This is a genomic window from Rhodoferax sp., from assembly GCF_014859475.1.
Taxonomy (GTDB): Bacteria; Pseudomonadota; Gammaproteobacteria; order Burkholderiales; family Burkholderiaceae_C; genus Rhodoferax.
On record NZ_JACUUE010000246.1, the window covers coordinates 1 to 3,334 of the forward strand.

The window sequence follows — 3,334 nt, forward strand, 5'->3', positions numbered from 1 at the left end:
AATCGCGACGCCTGATCCCGCAAAACCCACCCAGCGCAGGCGCATACAGAAGGGGCGGGACAGCCGAACAGCCCTGCCCGCTGCTCGTGCTGCTGCGCAGCACATCGTGTTGGTGAATCAAGCGTAGCGCTTGCTGCGCAAATTGTTCTTCATGTCGCGCAACAGCGGTTGCAGTTTGTCGCTGCCAATGCGCAGCGCCACGCAGGTGGCCAGGATGTCGATGATCATCAGGTGCAGCAGGCGCGACACCATCGGGCTGTAGCGATCAAAACCTTCCGGGTGGTCGGCGGCCACGTGAATGTCGCCCGCCGAGGCCAGCGGCGAGCCACTGGCGGTGATGACGATGGTGGTGGCGCCGTTTTTGCGCGCAATGTCGGTTGAGTCCATCAGGTCGCGCGTACGCCCCGAGTTGGAAATCACCAGTACGCAGTCGCCGGGCTGCAACAGCGATGCGCTCATCACCTGCATGTGGCCGTCGCTGTAGGCCACACCATTGATGCCCAGGCGAAAGAACTTGTGCTGCGCATCCTGCGCCACCACGCCCGAGTTGCCAACGCCGAAAAACTCGATGCGACGGCCCGCGTGGTAGGCCTTGAGCAAGGCATCAACGGCCTTGTCGATGGCGCTGGAACTGGCGTCATTGCGGTATTTCAGAAAGGCGGCCACCGTGTTGTCGATCACCTTGACCATGATGTCGCTGGTCTTGTCGTCGGCATCGACGCTGCGGTGGATAAACGGCACACCCTCGCTGACGCTGCCGGCCAGCTTGAGCTTGAAGTCGCTCAGGCCGTCGTAGCCCACGCTGCGGCAAAAGCGCACCACCGTGGGCTTGCTGACGTGGGCGCGGTCAGCCAGTTCGCTCACCGGCATCAGGGCAAAACTGCGCGGGTCAAGCAGCACCAGCTTGGCCACGCGCTGCTCGGCGGGCGCCAGCGAGGGCAGGCAGGCTTTGATGCGGTCTAGCACTCTTCGCTCCAGCAAAAGCCGTCGCGGGCGATCATGGCGCTGGTGGCGCTGGGGCCCCAGGTGCCGGCGGCGTAGGGGCGCGGGCCTTGCGCGCCGGTCTGCCAATGCGTCAGCATGGGTTCGACCCAGCGCCAGGCTTCTTCCTGCTCGTCGCTGCGCACAAACAGGTTCAGGCGGCCGTCGATCACGTCGAGCAGCAAGCGCTCGTAAGCGCCCACACGTTCCTTGCCAAAGCGCTTGTCAAAGTCCAGGTCGAGCTGCACTGGCGACAGCGTGTGGGAATTCTTGCGGTTGTCCTGGCCTTGCGCCAGCAGGTGCAGTTCCAGTCCGTCCTTGGGTTGCAGGTTGATCACCAGCCGGTTGGCCATGCCGATTTGCGAGTTGAAAATGGCATGCGGGGTGGGTCTGAAGTTGACCACGATGCGCGCATCGCGCCCGGCCAGGCGCTTGCCGGTGCGAATGTAAAACGGCACACCGGCCCAGCGCCAATTCGAGATTTCGGTGCGCAGCGCGACAAAGGTCTCGGTGTGGCTGGCTGGATTCACGCCGAGCTCATCGCGGTAGCCGGGCACGGCCACGCCGCCAATGGCACCGCCGCCGTACTGGCCGCGAACCACGTCCTGCGCCAGCGTCTCAGGCGTCCAGGGCTTGAGCGAGCGCAGCACCTTGAGTTTTTCGTCGCGAATGGCGTCAGCGTGCGAGTTGATGGGGGGCTCCATGCCAATCGCGCACAGCAATTGCAGCGCGTGGTTTTGCACCATGTCGCGCAGCGCGCCGGTGGTTTCGTAAAACGCGCCGCGTTTTTCCACGCCGAGCTCTTCGGCAATGGTGATCTGGATGTTGGCAATGTGCTCGCGCCGCCACAGCGGCTCGAACAGCGAATTGCCAAAGCGCAGCGCAAACAGGTTTTGCACCGCGGGTTTGCCCAGGTAATGGTCGATGCGGAACACCTGCTTTTCGCTGAACACCTGGGCCACGCTGTGGTTGATGGCGCGGTTGCTGGTCAGGTCGTGGCCCAGCGGCTTTTCCAATACCACGCGGGTTTGCGGCGTATTCAGGCCGGTGGCGGCGAGTTGTTCGACGATGGTGGTGAACAGCGTGGGCGCCGTGGCCAGGTACATCACGACGGTGTCGGCCGGGCGCTGGGCCAGCTTGTCACGCAGGTAGGCGTAGTGCGCGGGCTTGGACAGGTCCATGCTGACAAATTCCAGCAGCTGGGAGAAGCGTTCGAACTCCTCGGGGCTGGGGCGTTTGGCCAGTTCCACCTGGTCGAAGCGGGCCTGGATCATGGCGCGGTAGCGCTCGTCGCTGAGGTCATCTCGGCCCACGCCAATGATGCGCGCCCCGTCGGGCAGGGTGCCGTGTTTGAAGGCCTGAAACAGCGCGGGCATCAACTTGCGCCACGACAGGTCGCCGGTGCCGCCAAAGAGAACAAGATCAAAACTCATGTGAAATCGGGGTTGGTTGCGTAAAGGGTGCAAAAAATGAACACGTAATGTAACTTAGTTTCATTGTTTATTGGAAAAATGGTAACTTTTGGTGCTGCCATTGCGTCACGAAGCATGGCCTTATGCGGTGACGGCGAAAGCCGTGGCCGGCTTCGATAAACTACCCCTTCAGATTGAAGTCCGTCCAAATCCCGTTGAAGGAAACACAGTGCAAATCAAAGTCAAGGCCTGGTTGGTGTGCTGCGTTTGCGCGTTGGCACTGGCGTTTGCGCTGGTGCCGGCCATGACGCACGCGCAAACGAACACGCTGCCCACGGCCCAGCCTGCGCCCAGCGAGGCGCCCGCCACGCTGCCTGCCATCACCGACGTTGTGCCAGCCGCAGACAACCCCTACGGCCTGGCGTCCCTCTGGCAGACCTCCGACGCGGTGGCCAAGATGGTGCTGCTGCTGTTGCTCATCATGAGCGTTGGCAGTTGGTACATCCTGATCGTGAAAGTGCTCGAGCAAGCCAAAATGTTGCGCCAGGCCAAAGCGGCTGCCCGGGACTTCTGGTCGGCCGGTACGATCGAGCAGGGTGCTGCTGCGCTCGAGGCCAGCAGCCCTTACCGTTTTATGGCTGATGCCGCCAGCAACGCCGTCAAAAAGCATGTCGGCCTGATGGGCCACGTGGACCTCAACGACTGGATCGCCATGGGCATCCAGCGCGCCGTGGAGCGCATCCGCAGCCGCACGCAAAACGGGCTTGCCTTTTTGGCCACTGTGGGTTCCATCGCGCCGTTTGTCGGCCTGTTCGGCACCGTCTGGGGCATTTACCATGCGCTGACCGCCATCGGTATCTCGGGCCAGGCCTCCATCGACAAGGTGGCTGGCCCGGTCGGCGAGGCGCTCATCATGACGGCCATCGGCCTGGCCGTGGCGG

At 62.9% G+C, this 3,334-nt stretch carries 3 protein-coding genes; 1 reads left to right on the forward strand and 2 read right to left on the reverse strand.

Annotated features, from left to right (window positions below; genetic code table 11):
- Nucleotides 1–117: 117 nt before the first annotated feature.
- On the reverse strand, nucleotides 118–966 hold the full coding sequence (locus tag IBX54_RS13800) for an SIS domain-containing protein (protein ID WP_296543233.1): 849 nt from the start codon (nucleotides 964–966) through the stop codon (nucleotides 118–120).
- Nucleotides 960–2,414, reverse strand: coding sequence for a glucose-6-phosphate dehydrogenase (gene zwf / locus IBX54_RS13805; RefSeq protein WP_296543234.1), 1,455 nt, complete (start codon nucleotides 2,412–2,414; stop codon nucleotides 960–962). Before zwf ends, IBX54_RS13800 begins: the two co-directional genes overlap by 7 nt.
- A 208-nt stretch (nucleotides 2,415–2,622) precedes the next feature.
- Between zwf and IBX54_RS13810 the strand changes: the two genes are divergently transcribed.
- Nucleotides 2,623–3,334 (forward strand): MotA/TolQ/ExbB proton channel family protein (locus IBX54_RS13810; protein ID WP_296543235.1); only part of this gene is annotated, 712 nt, incomplete at its 3' end.